Here is a 16,349-nt window from a genome sequence, read left to right as displayed (position 1 = left end):
TTCGGTGAGGAATGAATCATGTTGCGGATTATAGACACGGAAACCTGCGGGCTGCAGGGCGGGATCGTAGAGATAGCCTCTGTAGATGTCATTGATGGCAACATTGTCAATCCCATGAGTCACCTGATACGCCCCGATCGCCCTATTACGCCGCAGGCGATGGCGATACACCGTATTACCGAAGCCATGGTCGCCGATAAGCCGTGGATTGAAGATGTCATACCGCTTTATTACGGTAGTGAGTGGTATGTCGCTCACAATGCCAGTTTCGACAGACGTGTATTACCTGAATTGCCGGGTGAGTGGATCTGTACCATGAAGTTGTCGCGACGCCTGTGGCCGGGAATAAAATACAGCAATATGGCGCTCTATAAATCGCGCAAACTAAGCGTACAAACGCCGCCGGGGCTGCACTATCACCGGGCGCTTTATGATTGCTATATCACCGCCGCCTTGCTGATTGATATTATGCGAACCACCGGCTGGACCGCGGAAGAAATGGTCAATATCACGGGCCGTCCTGCGCTGTTAACCACTTTCCCGTTCGGTAAATACCGCGGTAAGGCGGTATCTGAAGTCGCAAAACGCGATCCGGGCTATTTACGCTGGCTTTTTAATAACCTTGATAATATGAGCCCGGAACTTCGCCTGACGCTTAAACACTACCTGGAAGATGTTCAGGCTGGCGAGCAACGCAGCAATGGAACACCACAATAACCCGCGACGCTCACAAGCCGTTGCGGGCGCGCGCGTCTATGCGCTATGTAAGGTTCCCTGCGCCAGGCCGATTAAAAAGGCGAACTCCAGCGCGACGCCTTCGTAGGATTTAAACCGCCCCGACTTACCACCGTGCCCGGAGTCCATATCCGTACATAACAGCAGCAGACGTTGGTCCGTTTTTAGCTCGCGTAATTTTGCCACCCACTTCGCAGGTTCCCAGTATTGCACCTGGGAATCGTGCAATCCTGTCGTCACCAGCAGGTGCGGATAGTCCTGCGCTTTGACATTGTCATAAGGACTATAGCTTTTCATATAGTCATAATACTCAATATCCTGCGGGTTCCCCCACTCTTCAAACTCTCCTGTCGTTAGTGGGATCGACTCATCCAGCATCGTGGTTAATACATCAACAAAGGGTACCTGGGCAATAACGCCGTGGAAAAGCTCGGGGCGTTCGTTGATAGCGACGCCCATTAGCATTCCGCCCGCGCTCCCGCCCATCCCGTAACACAGCGACGGCGAACCGTAACCCAGTTTTAATAAGGCATCGCAGGCATCAAGATAGTCATTAAAAGTATTCCGCTTTTTGAGGAATTTGCCATCTTCATACCACTGCTGCCCCAGCTCACCGCCGCCGCGAACGTGTACGATTGCGTAAACAAAGCCACGATCCAGCAAGCTCAGTCGGCTGCTGCTGAAGTCGGCGTCAATACTGGAACCGTAAGATCCGTAGCCGTAAACCAGAAGCGGATTTTGCCCTTTACGAAAATACTTCTGATGATAAACCAGCGATACCGGCACTTCGACGCCGTCGCGCGCGGTGATCCACAGGTGTTCGCTCTGATAACAGCCAGAATCAAACCCAGGCACTTCCGTCTGTTTAAGTACCCGTCGTTCTCCGGTATCCATATCCAGTTCAAACAAGGTATCTGGCGTCGTCATTGAAGAATAGCCGTAACGCAGCCGGGAGGTCTCAGGTTCGGGATTATAGGCAAGCCACGTCACGTAAGCCGGATCGTCAAAGGCAATGCCTATCACTTCACGGGTTTTACGGTTAATTTGCCGCAGGCTGGTAAGCCCCCGTTGACGCTCTTCGACCACTAACCAGTCGGTAAACAGGGTAAACCCTTCCAGCATAATATGCTCGCGCGGAGGGATCAGCTCTTCCCAGGCGTTTTCATTGCGCACGCGGGTACGGTACAACCCAAAGTTTTTACCGTTCCGGTTAGAGCGCAGGTAAAACTTATGTTGATAGTGATCGAGACTATATTCGTGGTCTTTGCGGCGCGGTAAGAATGAAAACGGCTCGGCATCGGCCAGTTCCGCGTCAAGTAATAGCACTTCGCTAGTGGTGGCGCTGGCAAGATGAATTACCACATAATGCTGCGAAGTGGTTTTATGCAGGCTGACATAAAAGGTGTCGTCTTTCTCTTCATATACCAGTTCATCTTGCGATGACGGAGTGCCAATCGTGTGCCGCCAAACCTGATAGGGCAGCAGCGTCTTCTTATGCTTACGCACATAGTAAAGGGTCAGGGAATCATTGGCCCAGACAAATTCAGGCGCAACGTTATCCAGCAGTTCCGGATACCAGTTACCGCTTTCGAGGTTACGAAAACGCAACCCATACTGACGACGGGATAAATAATCTTCTGCCAGCGCCATGATGGTATTATCCGGCGTAATGGCAAGTCCGCCGAGCGTATAAAATTCGCTGTGCGCGGCCCGCTGGTTCGCATCGAGCAAGGTTTCCCACACATCCCACTCTTCGCTTAACGCCGATTGTCGTTGATAGATGGCATATTCGCAGCCGGGTTCATAGATATAACGGTAGCGATAGCCATTTTTCACATACGGAGCGGAAACTTCTCTGGGCGGGATGCGATCGATAATTTCTTTTAGAATGCGGTCCTGTAACGCCTGCTGAGAGGTCATGACCTTCCGGCCATACTCATTTTCCTGATGCAGGTAATCAAGGACTTCCGGCTGCGAGCGAGTGTCATCTCGCAGCCAGTAATAATTATCAATGCGCGTATCGCCATGTACGGTCATGGCATAGGGAATTCGATTGGCTTTTGGCAACATGTCGTTTTTTCTTTTGCGTTAATATTTGTTATATATCACGCGGCAAACACAGCGGCGTAGCATGGTAGTCCCGGTCGCTCACCTCGGTAAACGCCTGAGATGTCACTGCTTCGCCGCTATCTTGCAACATGAATGACGTAAACTATCCATCCTATAAGGGTGGCAAAAGACACGCATGATGCAAGCGAAACATGTTACTTAATGGCAGGTTATCAGCCTGGTAGCGCTTGTTTTTGCTGCTGCAAGTCCTGCTCGATACCGTCCCGAACCTCTTGAGGAATTTTTAGCGCGTCTCCTAACGCATTCAGATAGCTACGTTCCATAAAGTGGTCAATATCAATGGCGGCACAGCTCAGGAAGTAGAGTTCCAGGGCTTCTTCTTCATTACGAACGCCCTGTGCCAGACGTTGTGGATCAAGCGGCTGCTCAATAGCTTTCTCGATAAACACACGCCCTTGCTCTTCCACACCTGATTCTCGCAGTTGGTGCTCAATCGCCGCGCGTTCTTTGGCATCAATATGCCCATCGCTTTTTGCAGCAAAAACCAGCGCCAGGATCAGTCGCTCAGTGCGAACATCCAGCGGCGTACTTTGGCTGCCGAATTGCGGCTCCCCCTGATGCGCGGCGCGTACTTTATCTTTGTACTTATTCCACAATACGGAACCCGCCACCGCGCCGCCGCCCACCAGCAAAGCGCCAGTACCGTATTTAGTTAATAATTTGCGCGAAGACTTATTGGCGACCAACAGTCCAGCCAGACCGCCCAGCGCGCCGGGAACCAGCAGTTTATTTAACCCCTGTTCACCGGAAGGCGATGCGGAAGCGCCTTTTTGCCCAAGAAGTGATTGTAATTGGTTCAACCAGTTAGCCATAGTACCCCTCAAATACAGACCAATAATGGTCAAGCGTACCTGAGGGGATGTCAGGAATTGTCTGTTCCGGCAAAAGAAGCGCAAATTACGCTGCTAGCGGGGCTTATATTCCGCCTTGCCGGCTTTGCAATCAACGATGACCTGATAATGAATATCGGCGCTTTTACCGCGAACAGTTAGCGGAACTGTCCATTTATCATTTTGACCCACAACGTCCTGCACATTAACCCACGCGACCGGGTCAGCCTGCCCGACCTTTTTTTGGTCGTCTGCCCACCGCACGATACGATTTTGCTGGTAGTCGCGCTTCACGCTTGCCGCAATCCCGGCGGCATCCAGCCCTTCGCACTGCGGAAACTTAACCGATTTACTCTCGGTGGATGCCGCAAATGCCGATACGCTGGCGGATAACAACAGCAGGCTCAACAACGCTCCTCTTTTATTCATACTTTTCTCCTTAGCACAATGATTCAGGAAAAGCATGGTACAAAACGCCGGGAGCGCAAGTGTGGGTTCAGGCGGCTTGCTTTTTCGTTTTACTCGCGGCGTCCTTTTCAACCGCCTGCGGAGAAGGCAACTTACCGGTTTTGAGGATAGTGCTTAATACCTCTTTATGTTCCGCCAGCCACAGCGACAACGCCTCGCGCTGCCCATCTTCCAGCACGACTGGCGACTGCTCAAGCCAGGTATCAAGAAGATCGGCAGTATCGAGCATTTTGTCCCAGGCGTCGGCTTCCTTTTTACTGGTAAATGACATCTTTTCCTCACCCTCGCGAATGACTACGTATTTAACTTCAACCGCCATTTTGCAGCCCCTTATTTACCTGTGTTTATATACAGTATATTGCAAGGCAGCAAGAAAAGCAATCTATTCGAAAAGACATACGCAAACGTTTTCGTATATACTGCGCGCAGGTAAATAAGGGGACAGAAATATGACGCTATTAGGCACTGCGCTGCGTCCGGCAGCAACGCGGGTGATGTTATTAGGGGCAGGTGAATTGGGAAAAGAGGTGGCGATTGAATGCCAACGCCTGGGGATCGAGGTTATCGCCGTCGATCGCTATCCTGATGCGCCCGCCATGCATGTGGCTCACCGTTCACACGTCATTAATATGCTGGACGGCGAGGCGCTACGTCATGTGATTACAGAGGAAAAACCGCATTATATCGTGCCGGAAATAGAAGCGATCGCCACCGATACGCTGCGCGAGCTGGAGGGCGAAGGGCTGAATGTCGTGCCTTGCGCCCGTGCAACGCAGCTCACGATGAACCGCGAAGGGATCCGTCGCCTGGCCGCAGAAGAATTAGGTCTGCCGACATCGACGTATCGCTTTGCCGACAGTGAGGCCAGTTTTCATGATGCGGTAGCCGCAGTGGGTTTTCCTTGCATCGTCAAACCGGTCATGAGCTCTTCCGGCAAAGGCCAGAGCTTTATCCGCTCGGCCGAACAGCTCGCGCAGGCATGGGAGTATGCTCAACAGGGCGGACGCGCTGGCGCGGGTCGCGTGATTGTGGAAGGCGTGGTTAAATTTGATTTTGAAATTACACTGCTCACCGTTAGCGCCGTCGATGGCGTGCATTTCTGCGCGCCGGTCGGTCATCGTCAGCAAGATGGTGACTATCGCGAATCCTGGCAGCCACAGCAGATGAGCGAACTGGCGCTGAAGCGGGCGCAAGAGATTGCGCGTCATGTGGTACTGGCGTTAGGCGGTCATGGTCTGTTCGGCGTTGAACTCTTCGTCTGTGGCGATGAAGTCATTTTCAGCGAAGTCTCCCCTCGCCCGCACGATACCGGAATGGTCACGTTGATTTCTCAGGATCTCTCTGAGTTTGCGCTGCATGTGCGCGCCTTTCTGGGAATGCCCGTAGGCGCTATTCGCCAGTATGGTCCCGCTGCCTCGGCCGTGATTCTGCCGCAGCTTACCAGTCAAAATGTGACGTTTGATAATGTACACGCGGCGGTAGGAGCCGGAGTACAGGTACGGCTGTTTGGTAAGCCTGAGATCGACGGCACTCGTCGTCTTGGTGTAGCGTTAGCGACAGGTGAAAACGTTGAAGAAGCGGTGATAAGAGCGAAAAAGGCCGCCAGCCGCGTGACGGTAAAAGGCTAATGCGCCATCGCCTGATGGCGACGTTAGCGCATTTTTATCAGACCTGCCTGATCGCCACTCGTAAGCCCGATAAGCAAGCGCCATCGGGCATTTAACGGCTTACTGCTTCGCGCCTTCTACCGCTTCGCGCGCCAGTTTGGTGATGCGATCGTAATCACCCGCTTCCAGCGCGTCGGCCGGCACCAGCCAGGAACCGCCGATGCACAACACGCTTTTCAGCGCCAGATAGTCACGATAGTTTGCCGGAGAGATGCCGCCGGTTGGGCAGAAACGTACCTGAGAGAACGGGCCGGCAATCGCCTGCAACGCTTTAGTGCCGCCATTCGCTTCCGCCGGGAAGAATTTGAACTCTTTCAGACCATAGTCCATGCCCAACATCAGTTCAGAAACGGTGCTAATACCGGGAATCAATGGGATAGTGCCTGCCGTCGCGGCTTTCAGCAGTGGCTCAGTCAGTCCCGGGCTAATCGCAAATTGCGCGCCCGCTTCCGTCACCTCCGCCAACTGCTGCGGATTGAGAACGGTTCCGGCGCCGACAATCGCTTCCGGCACGTCTTTAGCGATAGCGCGAATTGCATCCATCGCGCAGGCCGTACGTAAAGTCACTTCCAGAACGCGAACGCCCCCGGCCACCAGCGCTTTAGCCATCGGCACCGCGTGCTCCAGTTTATTGACTACAATGACCGGGACAACCGGGCCGGTGGTCAGGATTGCTTCTGCACTTGTTTTCCAGTTTTTCATCGGAATTCTTCTCTCGCCTGATTACTAGTGTGTCATCTTAAAAAGTGATACAGGTTGCGCCCTGCTCCGCACCCGACAGCTTTTCGCGCAGCGCGCCAAACAACTCACGCCCCGTTCCGACGCGCGACGCGCTCAGGTCCGGAATATGAGGCTGACGAGCGGCAAGTTCCGCCTCGTCGACCAGCAGAGTTAACTCACCTGTCTGCCCATTCACGCGAATGATGTCGCCATCGCGCACTTTTGCCAGTAAGCCGCCATCGTAGGCTTCCGGCGTTACGTGGATAGCTGAAGGCACTTTACCCGAAGCGCCTGAAAGTCGTCCATCAGTAACTAACGCGATTTTGAAACGGCGGTCCAATAATACACCAAGTGGCGGCATGAGTTTATGTAATTCTGGCATTCCATTCGCTTTTGGTCCCTGATGACGCACGACAACGACACAATCCCGATCAAGCAGACCCGCGTCAAACGCAGGCAGCACATCATGCTGACTTTCAAATACCATGGCAGGCGCTTCAATGATCTGATTTTCAACCGGTACCGCAGACGTCTTCATTACTGCGCGCCCCAGATTACCGCTTAGCACCTTAGTGCCGCCGTGAGGAGAGAACGGCTTATCAAAAGAGGCAATGACATCGTTATCCAGTGACCTTTCCGCGCCTTCACGCCAGTCCAGCTCGCCGTTGTTGAGCCAGGGCTCCAGCGTATAGCGTTTCAGGCCGAAGCCTGCGACAGTATTAACGTCTTCGTGCAGCAATCCGGCATTGAGCAGCTCACGCATCAATACCGGTACACCGCCCGCCGCCTGGAAGTGGTTAATGTCCGCCGGACCGTTCGGGTACAGACGCGCCATCAACGGAACCACTTCCGACAAATCCGAGAAGTCATCCCAGTTGATCAGAATGCCCGCCGCGCGCGCCATTGCAACCAGATGCATGGTGTGGTTGGTCGAGCCGCCGGTAGCCAGCAGCGCGACAATGCCGTTCACCACAACTTTTTCGTCGATCATTTTACCGAGCGGCATCCACGTATTGCCGTTGCCGGTAAGACGTGTTACCTGACGTGCGGCAGCGGCAGTCAATGCCTCGCGCAGCGGCGCATCCGGATGCACAAACGAGGAACCCGGCAACTGCATTCCCATAAACTCCACCACCATCTGGTTGGTGTTGGCGGTGCCGTAAAATGTACAGGTGCCCGGCGCATGGTAAGAGGCGGCTTCTGACTCCAGCAGCGCCATTCTGTCTACTTTTCCTTCCGCATATAGCTGACGAATACGGACTTTTTCTTTATTCGGCAGGCCGCTCGCCATCGGGCCTGACGGAACAAAAATCGCGGGTAAATGACCAAAAGAGAGCGCGGCCATCGCCAGCCCCGGAACGATTTTGTCGCATACGCCGAGGAATAACGCGCCGTCAAACATATTGTGAGAAAGGCCTACTGCTGCCGACATCGCTATCACTTCACGGCTGAGTAATGACAACTCCATGCCATCCTGCCCTTGTGTAACGCCATCGCACATTGCCGGTACGCCGCCTGCGACCTGACCTACCGCATTCACGGAATGCAGGGCCTGACGAATAATCTGCGGATAATGTTCATACGGTTGATGCGCAGAGAGCATGTCATTGTAGGAGGTAATAATGGCGATATTATTGCGCAACATACTTTTCAGCGAGGCTTTGTCCTCTGGCTGACAGGCGGCGAAGCCATGCGCCAGGTTGCCGCAGGCCAGTTGAGATCGGTGGACCGTGGCGGTTTTCGCCTGCTCAATGCGGGCAAGATAGGCTTTTCGGGTCTGCTGCGAGCGTTCGACAATGCGCTGTGTTACGCGTAACAAATTAGGATTCATAGAGGCTCCTGAAATTTATCTGTCCGGCTACCGGGTTTACCATGCGTTTCATCAATGTGGAAAGACAGTGAAATACATGATGTCCGGTGATAATGGGGCAAAATCGTTTCAGGCAGTGTAATAAAAAAAGCCTCGCAGGTGAATCCACACGAGGCTTAAAAGTGCAAAAATGATTCTACAATCTGTGTTAGATCATGTTACCGGTAAAATACCACCTAAGAGTGAGTGGCAAATTTACTCAAACTCATTCCACGAACGACCGTCACGGGTAATCATCGCCACGGACGCTACCGGTCCCCAGGTGCCCGCCTGATACGGCTTCGGCGCGTCGTTGTCCATCGCCCATGCTTCGGTAATGGAGTCCACCCACTTCCAGGCTTCTTCCACTTCGTCACGGCGGACAAACAGCGCCTGAATGCCACGCATCGTTTCCAGCAGCAGGCGCTCATATGCATCCGCCAGGTGCGTCTGATTAAAGGTCTCGGAGTAGCTCAGATCAAGCTTCGTGATCTGCAGATTATGCTTATGATCCAGCCCCGGTACTTTGTTAAGCACCTGAATATCTACGCCTTCATCCGGCTGCAGGCGAATCGTCAATTTGTTCTGCGGCAGGTCTTGCCAGGACTCTTTAAAGAGATTCAGTTCAGGCGTCTTGAAATAAACCACGACTTCAGAGCACTTAGTTGGCAGACGCTTGCCGGTGCGCAGATAGAATGGCACGCCCGCCCAACGCCAGTTATCGATGTCGACGCGGATCGCGACGAAAGTTTCGGTGTTGCTGCTTTTATTCGCGCCCTCTTCTTCCAGATAGCCCGGCACCTTTTGACCCTGCGCAAAGCCCGCGGTGTATTGACCACGAACCGTTTTTTCACGCACGTTGGAGCGATCAATACGGCGCAACGATTTCAACACTTTTACTTTTTCATCGCGAATACTGTCGGCGCTCAGGTCAGACGGCGGTGACATGGCAATCATGCAGAGAATTTGCAGCAAGTGGTTCTGGATCATATCGCGCATCTGACCGGCCTGGTCAAAATATCCCCAGCGCCCTTCAATCCCCACCTCTTCCGCTACGGTAATCTCAACGTGATCGATAGTGCGGTTATCCCAGTTATTAACGAATAACGAGTTGGCAAAACGCAGCGCCAGCAGGTTGAGAACCGTTTCTTTGCCCAGATAGTGGTCGATACGATATACCTGGCACTCTTCAAAGTATTCGCCGACCCGATCGTTAATCTCACGCGAGGTCGCCAGCGAAGTACCCAACGGTTTTTCCATCACGACGCGCGCCGGTTTGGCGTTGAGTTTAGCCTCTCCTAACCCTTTGCAAATAGCGCCAAAGGTGCTGGGCGGCATCGCAAAATAGTTAATGGTGGTGCGGTTTTTTTGATCCAGCATATCGCCCAGGCGATTAAACGCAGGCGTATCGTTCACGTCAAGATTACAAAAATCCAGACGGCCGCTCAGCGTATCCCACAAGCCTTCATCAATTTTTTCCTTCATGAAGGTTTCCAGCGCCTCACGCACGACGTGGGTATAAGCTTCTTTATCCCAGTCCGCGCGCCCCACCCCAATGATCCGGGTATCCGGATGGATCTGGCCGGCTTTCTCAAGCTGATACAGGGAAGGCAGCAGTTTCCGGCGCGCCAGGTCGCCTTTCGCGCCGAAAATGACCAGGTCACATGCCTGGGCTGTTTGCGTTACCGCCATGTCATTCTCCTCAGTTAATCTCCTGGTACTTTAGCCAGGATATCGTTGTAATTTTATTACACAGCACTGTACTGCTTTTACGAGATTACGGAAACCGTAAACGCCTTTTCATAGGTGAACCGGCGTTTGATTGGCAATATAATCGGCAAAACGCCTAATAAAATTGTCGCTTTTCCACACAAGCTGGAACTTAAAATCCGACGTCGGTCATGTAATGAAAAAAAACGACACCTTTTTTAGCCATTTTGCCCCCTTTGACAGCCGCCAGGAGTAATATCTAACAAAACGCGCTCGGTTTCGCGCATCATTGAAATCGCTAATACCCATGAGCCTTGCTAATCATGAATATGCTGGAAAAAGTCCAGTCTCAACTGGAACATTTAAGCAAATCTGAACGAAAAGTCGCCGATGTTATTCTGGCCGCCCCAGGCAGATCGATTCACTTAAGCATTGCCATGCTGGCCCAGGAAGCTAACGTTAGCGAGCCAACGGTGAACCGTTTCTGTCGCAGCATGAATACCCGCGGCTTTCCTGATTTTAAACTGCATCTGGCGCAAAGTCTGGCAAATGGCACCCCCTATGTTAATCGCAATGTGGATGAAGATGACAGCGTCGAGGCCTATACAGGAAAAATCTTCGAGTCCGCCATGGCCAGTCTCGACCATGTTCGCCAGTCGCTGGATAAATCGGCCGTCAACCGCGCGGTCGATTTACTAACCCAGGCAAAAAAAATCGCCTTTTTTGGTCTTGGTTCCTCCGCCGCGGTCGCGCATGACGCCATGAATAAGTTTTTTCGCTTCAATGTACCGGTGATTTACTCCGACGATATCGTGCTGCAACGGATGAGTTGTATGAATTGTAGCGATGATGACGTCGTCGTGCTCATTTCGCATACTGGCAGAACCAAGAGCCTGGTGGAACTGGCGCAGTTGGCACGGGAAAACGATGCGATGGTGATCGCCCTGACCTCCGCTGGAACGCCGCTGGCGCGCGAAGCCACGCTAGCCATTACCCTCGACGTACCGGAAGATACAGACATTTATATGCCCATGGTCTCTCGACTTGCTCAGCTGACCGTGATAGATGTGCTGGCAACGGGATTTACTTTGCGTCGCGGGGCAAAATTCAGAGATAACTTGAAGCGTGTCAAGGAAGCGCTCAAGGAATCGCGTTTTGATAAAGAATTACTCATCAAGAGTGATGACCGCTAAAAGCAATAACAATGTTCTACCCTTTTCGTCATCCGGGGACGTTCATTTTATACCGTTAAGGTTTCAGAACGACCGGATCAATGTTCACGCAACACCAAGTTGTTTTAGTCAACGGAGTATTACATGTCCAGAAGGCTTCGCAGAACCAAAATCGTTACCACGTTAGGCCCGGCAACTGACCGCGATAACAACCTTGAGAAGGTTATCGCCGCGGGCGCAAACGTCGTACGTATGAACTTCTCTCACGGCTCGCCGGAAGATCATAAAATGCGCGCTGATAAAGTCCGTGAGATTGCCGCCAAACTGGGGCGTCATGTGGCTATTTTAGGCGACCTGCAAGGGCCAAAAATTCGCGTTTCCACTTTTAAAGAAGGCAAAGTGTTCCTCAACATCGGGGACAAATTTCTGTTAGACGCTAACCTGGGTAAAGGCGAAGGCGACAAAGAAAAAGTCGGCATTGATTACAAAGGGTTGCCGGCAGACGTCGTTCCTGGCGATATCCTGCTGCTTGACGATGGTCGAGTGCAGTTGAAAGTGCTTGAAGTCCAGGGCATGAAAGTCTTTACCGAGGTCACCGTCGGCGGCCCGCTGTCTAACAATAAAGGCATTAACAAGCTCGGCGGCGGGCTTTCTGCTGAAGCGCTGACCGAAAAAGATAAAGCCGATATTCAAACCGCTGCGCTGATAGGCGTTGACTATCTGGCCGTCTCCTTCCCGCGCTGCGGCGAAGATCTGAACTATGCACGCCGCCTGGCGCGCGACGCCGGCTGCGACGCGAAAATTGTGGCTAAGGTCGAACGCGCCGAAGCGGTATGCGATCAAAACGCCATGGACGATATCATTCTGGCCTCTGACGTTGTGATGGTCGCACGTGGCGACCTGGGCGTTGAAATCGGCGATCCGGAGCTGGTTGGTATCCAGAAGGCGCTGATTCGCCGTGCGCGTCAGCTAAACCGCGCAGTCATCACCGCAACGCAGATGATGGAGTCGATGATCACCAACCCGATGCCGACCCGTGCGGAAGTGATGGACGTGGCGAACGCCGTCCTGGATGGCACGGATGCGGTTATGCTGTCTGCCGAAACCGCAGCCGGTCAGTATCCTTCTGAAACCGTTGCCGCAATGGCGCGCGTCTGCTTGGGCGCAGAAAAAATCCCCAGCATCAATGTGTCTAAACACCGTCTCGACGTGCAGTTCGACAACGTTGAAGAAGCTATTGCCATGTCTGCGATGTATGCGGCAAACCATCTGAAAGGCGTTACCGCAATCATCACCATGACGGAATCCGGTCGTACCGCGCTAATGACTTCCCGTATCAGCTCCGGCCTGCCGATTTTCGCCATGTCGCGCCATGAACGCACGCTCAACCTGACCGCGCTCTACCGCGGAGTAACGCCGGTGCATTTTGATAGCGCGGCTGATGGCGTTGTCGCGGCGCATGAAGCTGTTAATCTGCTGCGCGATAAAGGGTATCTGGTTTCCGGCGACCTGGTTATCGTGACCCAGGGCGATGTCATGAGCACCGTCGGTTCAACCAATACCACGCGTATTTTGACCGTTGAGTAAAACTCCCCCACGCCTGTTCATCAGGTAGTACAGGGTTTGTCAGCATAAAGCCTCTCTTACGAGAGGCTTTATTTATTTGATGGGATAAAGATCTTTACGCTTATACGGCTGAATCTCGCCTGGCTTGCGGGTTTTGAGCAGCTTCAGGATCCAGGTGTACTGTTCCGGATGCGGGCCGACAAAAATTTCGACCTCTTCGTTCATCCGTCTGGCGATTGTGTGATCGTCAGCCGTGAGCAGATCGTCCATTGGCGGGCGAATCTGGATAGTCAGGCGATGCGTTTTACCATTATACACCGGGAAAAGCGGTATCACGCGTGCGCGGCATACTTTCATCAGCCGACCAATCGCAGGCAGCGTCGCTTTGTATGTCGCAAAGAAATCAACGAATTCACTATGCTCCGGGCCGTGATCCTGGTCCGGCAGGTAGTAGCCCCAGTAGCCCTGACGAACAGACTGAATAAAGGGTTTAATCCCGTCATTACGCGCATGCAAACGTCCGCCAAAACGCCGACGCACTGTGTTCCAGATATAGTCAAAAACCGGATTACCCTGATTATGAAACATCGCCGCCATTTTTTGCCCCTGAGAGGCCATCAGCATGGCCGGAATGTCGACGCCCCAGCCATGCGGTACGAGAAAAATGACTTTTTCGTCGTTACGACGCATCTCCTCAATGATTTCCAGACCTTCCCAGTCAACACGCTGTTGGATTTTTTTCGGACCGCGCATCGCCAACTCAGCCATCATCGCCATTGCCTGCGGCGCGGTGGCGAACATCTCATCGACAATCGCTTCGCGCTCAGCTTCGCTACGCTGCGGAAAGCACAAAGACAGATTAATTAGCGCCCGGCGACGAGAACTCTTCCCCAGCCGTCCGGCAAAGCGCCCCAGTGTCGCCAGCAAAGGGTCACGGAATGATGCCGGTGTTAATGCGATCCCCGCCATTGCCGCAGCGCCCAACCAGGCGCCCCAATACTGCGGATAGCGAAAGGATTTTTCGAATTCAGGGATATACTCACTATTATTTTTTTTGGTTTCCATGCTTTTCCAGGGTCTGCTGACGCGAAAAGGAATTGTGAATAGTGTAGCGACGTCTGCGTCTCACACAAAACAAAAAAGCCGGCACACATCGCGTACCGGCTCTGTCAGCGCATTTGTTAATCGAAGCGCAGTTGTGGCAGAACCTCTTTCACCTGTGCCAGGTATTCACGACGATCTGACCCCGTCAGACCTTCCGTGCGCGGCAATTTTGCTGTTAGAGGGTTAACGGCTTGCTGGTTTATCCATACTTCATAATGCAGATGCGGCCCTGTGGAACGCCCGGTGTTACCAGAAAGCGCAATACGATCGCCACGTTTCACTTTTTGCCCCGGTTTCACCAGCAGCTTACGCAAGTGCATGTAACGTGTGGTGTAGGTGCGTCCATGACGAATCGCAATGTAGTAACCGGCAGCGCCGCTACGTTTAGCGACCACGACCTCGCCATCCCCCACCGACAGCACCGGCGTACCCTGCGGCATCGCAAAGTCAACGCCACGATGCGGCGCAACGCGTCCGGTAACCGGGTTCAGACGACGCGGATTGAAGTTGGAGGAGATGCGGAACTGTTTGGCGGTCGGGAAGCGTAAAAAGCCTTTCGCCAGGCCAACACCGTTACGGTCATAGAATTTACCGTCAGCGGCGCGAATGGCGTAGTAATCTTTACCATCGGAACGCATCCGCACGCCCAACAACTGACTCTGTTCACGCTTGCCATCCAGCATCTCGCGCGACATCAGCACCGAAAATTCATCGCCCTTTTTCAGCTTCCGAAAATCCATCTGCCACTGCATTGCTTTTATCACTGCGCTGATTTCGCTGCTGGTTAAACCGGCCTCTTTCGCACTGGCGACAAAGCTACCCCCTACCGTGCCTTTCAGCAGACTGTTGACCCAGTCCCCCTGCTGCATTTCACTGCTCATTTTAAAACCGTTGGCAGTGCGATCGTAGGTACGCGTTTCACGGCGGGAGACTTCCCATGTCAGACGCTGTAAATCGCCATCGGCAGTCAGTGTCCAGGAAAGCTGTTGGCCAATTTTCAGATTGCGCAGCTCCTTATCAGAAGCGGCAAGTCGGCTAATATCGCTCATATCGATGCCGTACTGATTCAGAATACTGCTTAACGTATCGCCTGTAGAGACGACGTATTCATGGACGCCGACTTCGCCTGCGGTTTTATCGTCCAGCTCATCCTGAGGAATAGCTTCATCTTCCTGCGCGGCCTGATCGATGGGTTCGCTGGCCTCCGGTAAGAGGGAACGAATCTCGCTTTTCTCCAGTTCAATAGTTTTAACGATTGGTGCGGATTCTGGGTGATAAACATAGGGCCGCCATACGGCGACGGCCAGTGTCAGAACGGTAAGTGACCCCAGCATAACGCGGTGGGGTCGGGGCAGATTATTAAATGCCAGGGCGACAGAGCGGGCTATCTGTTGCACGTATTCACTTCCTCGTTAATCTCCTTTCAGGCAGCTCGCATACTGGTTGGCTAATTGGCTTAAAAACGCTGAATAGCTTGTTTTACCCAGTTTAATGTTCGTCCCGAGGGGGTCCAGTGTTCCCATTCGAACGGATGTCCCTCTCGCCACGGCTTCCACGACCGCTGGCCTGAATTGTGGCTCAGCAAAAACGCAGGTTGCTTTTTGCTCAACCAACTGTGTTCTTATTTCATGTAAACGCTGCGCGCCAGGTTGTATCTCAGGGTTCACGGTAAAGTGACCGAGCGGGGTGAGTCCGTAGTGTTTTTCGTAGTAACCGTAGGCGTCATGAAAAACGAAATACCCTTTCCCCTTGAGCGGCGCGAGCTCGTTACCGACCTGTTTATCGGTTGCGGCTAATTGTGCCTCAAAATCCTTCAGGTTGGCGTCGAGTTTGGCTCGACTTTGCGGCATAAGTTCCACTAATTTTTCATGGATTGCAACCGCTGTAGCCCGCGCTATCTCTGGGGAGAGCCAAAGATGCATGTTATATTCGCCGTGATGGTGATGTACGTCACCTTTTTCCTCATCGGCGCCCGTATGCGCATGTTCATCCTCATCATCATCCGCGCCCTTCATGAGTAACGGTTTTACATCGGCAAGTTGCGCAATGGTAACCTGCTTATTATCAGGGATATTCCTGACCGACTTCTCCATAAAGGCTTCCATTTCTGGGCCAACCCAGACGACTAAGTCCGCGCCCTGTAAGCGTTTTACGTCTGATGGACGCAATGAATAATCATGCTCGGATGCCCCATCCGGAAGTAATACTTGCGTATCCGTAACGCCATCAGCAATGGCGGAAGCGATAAACCCAAGTGGTTTAAGCGAAGCGACAACGGCGGCGTCGGCAGCCTGGGTTGCACTCCCCCAAAGCGCGGCGGATAATGCTGCGAAAAGAAGCGTATTTTTCTGTAACATAATGCGACTAATCATCGTAATGAATGTGTGAAATGTGATAT

14 protein-coding genes are annotated in these 16,349 nt (G+C 52.8%); 4 read left to right on the top strand and 10 right to left on the bottom strand.

Annotation, left to right across the window (positions count from 1 at the left end):
* Positions 1 to 18: 18 nt before the first annotated feature.
* Positions 19 to 717, top strand: coding sequence for an exodeoxyribonuclease X (gene exoX / locus N7E69_RS18480; RefSeq protein WP_000944287.1), 699 nt, complete (start codon positions 19 to 21; stop codon positions 715 to 717).
* Between the two features lie 36 nt (positions 718 to 753).
* Here exoX and ptrB read toward each other — a convergent pair whose 3' ends face one another.
* From ptrB to yebG, 4 genes are all read right to left on the bottom strand, one after another.
* On the bottom strand, positions 754 to 2,805 hold the full coding sequence (gene ptrB, locus N7E69_RS18475; RefSeq protein WP_000936999.1) for an oligopeptidase B: 2,052 nt from the start codon (positions 2,803 to 2,805) through the stop codon (positions 754 to 756).
* 212 nt (positions 2,806 to 3,017) lie between these two features.
* Positions 3,018 to 3,677 (bottom strand): tellurite resistance TerB family protein, encoded by a 660-nt coding sequence (locus tag N7E69_RS18470; protein ID WP_000024709.1) that lies wholly within the window; start codon positions 3,675 to 3,677, stop codon positions 3,018 to 3,020.
* Positions 3,678 to 3,770: 93 nt separating this feature from the next.
* On the bottom strand, positions 3,771 to 4,124 hold the full coding sequence (gene yebF / locus N7E69_RS18465; RefSeq protein WP_001042123.1) for a protein YebF: 354 nt from the start codon (positions 4,122 to 4,124) through the stop codon (positions 3,771 to 3,773).
* 67 nt (positions 4,125 to 4,191) lie between these two features.
* Positions 4,192 to 4,482 carry a DNA damage-inducible protein YebG gene (gene yebG, locus N7E69_RS18460; RefSeq protein ID WP_000257723.1) on the bottom strand — a complete coding sequence of 97 codons (291 nt, stop codon included), beginning with the start codon at positions 4,480 to 4,482 and terminating at the stop codon, positions 4,192 to 4,194.
* A 130-nt stretch (positions 4,483 to 4,612) separates the two neighbouring features.
* Between yebG and purT the strand changes: the two genes are divergently transcribed.
* Complete coding sequence (gene purT, locus N7E69_RS18455; protein WP_000173430.1) at positions 4,613 to 5,791, top strand: formate-dependent phosphoribosylglycinamide formyltransferase; 1,179 nt, start codon at positions 4,613 to 4,615, stop codon at positions 5,789 to 5,791.
* 99 nt (positions 5,792 to 5,890) lie between these two features.
* Here purT and kdgA read toward each other — a convergent pair whose 3' ends face one another.
* The 3 genes from kdgA to zwf all read right to left on the bottom strand — a co-directional run bounded on the left by kdgA (position 5,891) and on the right by zwf (position 10,091).
* Positions 5,891 to 6,532 carry a bifunctional 4-hydroxy-2-oxoglutarate aldolase/2-dehydro-3-deoxy-phosphogluconate aldolase gene (kdgA, locus tag N7E69_RS18450; RefSeq protein WP_000800494.1) on the bottom strand — a complete coding sequence of 214 codons (642 nt, stop codon included), beginning with the start codon at positions 6,530 to 6,532 and terminating at the stop codon, positions 5,891 to 5,893.
* A gap of 37 nt (positions 6,533 to 6,569) precedes the next feature.
* Entirely contained in the window at positions 6,570 to 8,381 is a 1,812-nt protein-coding gene (gene edd / locus N7E69_RS18445) for a phosphogluconate dehydratase (protein WP_001069124.1), read from the bottom strand.
* A 234-nt stretch (positions 8,382 to 8,615) separates the two neighbouring features.
* Positions 8,616 to 10,091, bottom strand: coding sequence for a glucose-6-phosphate dehydrogenase (gene zwf, locus N7E69_RS18440; RefSeq protein WP_000301704.1), 1,476 nt, complete (start codon positions 10,089 to 10,091; stop codon positions 8,616 to 8,618).
* A 341-nt stretch (positions 10,092 to 10,432) separates the two neighbouring features.
* Between zwf and N7E69_RS18435 the strand changes: the two genes are divergently transcribed.
* Both N7E69_RS18435 and pyk read left to right on the top strand, forming a co-directional pair.
* The gene (locus N7E69_RS18435) at positions 10,433 to 11,302 is read left to right on the top strand and encodes a MurR/RpiR family transcriptional regulator (RefSeq protein ID WP_001056720.1); all 870 of its coding nucleotides are present in this window, start codon (positions 10,433 to 10,435) and stop codon (positions 11,300 to 11,302) included.
* A gap of 123 nt (positions 11,303 to 11,425) precedes the next feature.
* The gene (pyk, locus tag N7E69_RS18430; RefSeq protein ID WP_000091156.1) at positions 11,426 to 12,868 is read left to right on the top strand and encodes a pyruvate kinase; all 1,443 of its coding nucleotides are present in this window, start codon (positions 11,426 to 11,428) and stop codon (positions 12,866 to 12,868) included.
* Between the two features lie 72 nt (positions 12,869 to 12,940).
* Here pyk and lpxM read toward each other — a convergent pair whose 3' ends face one another.
* From lpxM to znuA, 3 genes are all read right to left on the bottom strand, one after another.
* A complete protein-coding gene (gene lpxM, locus N7E69_RS18425) occupies positions 12,941 to 13,912 on the bottom strand; it encodes a lauroyl-Kdo(2)-lipid IV(A) myristoyltransferase (RefSeq protein ID WP_000448401.1) in 972 nt (323 codons plus the stop codon).
* Positions 13,913 to 14,028: 116 nt separating this feature from the next.
* Positions 14,029 to 15,348, bottom strand: coding sequence for a murein DD-endopeptidase MepM (gene mepM / locus N7E69_RS18420; RefSeq protein ID WP_001184028.1), 1,320 nt, complete (start codon positions 15,346 to 15,348; stop codon positions 14,029 to 14,031).
* Positions 15,349 to 15,363: 15 nt separating this feature from the next.
* Positions 15,364 to 16,308 carry a zinc ABC transporter substrate-binding protein ZnuA gene (gene znuA / locus N7E69_RS18415; RefSeq protein WP_000939597.1) on the bottom strand — a complete coding sequence of 315 codons (945 nt, stop codon included), beginning with the start codon at positions 16,306 to 16,308 and terminating at the stop codon, positions 15,364 to 15,366.
* Positions 16,309 to 16,349: the final 41 nt, after the last annotated feature.

The organism is Salmonella sp. 3C (genome assembly GCF_025426275.1).
Lineage (GTDB): Bacteria > Pseudomonadota > Gammaproteobacteria > Enterobacterales > Enterobacteriaceae > Salmonella > Salmonella enterica.
This window is presented reverse-complemented; position numbering and strand designations above follow the sequence as displayed.